This is a genomic window from Chryseobacterium mucoviscidosis (genome assembly GCF_002177115.1).
Classification (GTDB): Bacteria; Bacteroidota; Bacteroidia; order Flavobacteriales; family Weeksellaceae; genus Chryseobacterium; species Chryseobacterium mucoviscidosis.
The window spans coordinates 1-252 of record NZ_MVAG01000208.1 but is presented as its reverse complement, the minus strand read 5'-3'; the positions used below and the strand labels follow the sequence as shown (position 1 = coordinate 252).

Annotated in this window: 1 protein-coding gene; it reads right to left on the bottom strand. The window is 49.6% G+C overall.

Annotated features, from left to right (window positions below):
- Positions 1-215: outer membrane protein OmpK (locus B0E34_RS22920; protein WP_165763044.1), on the bottom strand; the 215-nt coding region annotated here is incomplete at its 3' end.
- Positions 216-252: the final 37 nt, after the last annotated feature.

The window sequence follows — 252 nt, the reverse complement described above, 5'->3', positions numbered from 1 at the left end:
AAGTCGAACCAGTCTTTTTTAGCGAATGCTTCGTACTCAAGGTAGGTATCGTTGCGGAGCTGCGGTCCGAAACGGGTGTGATAGCTTCCGACAACGTTAACGCTCTGGTGCCACCAGTCGGAAAGATACTGCGGTTTGTCGTTTTCAGCTGCGTTGACAGTAAAAGACGAAGAGAGCGCCAGTACCGCACCGGCTGCCAGTAATGTTTTTTTCATATGTATGCCACTGTTTGAAAATCCCTTGCGGGAGTGA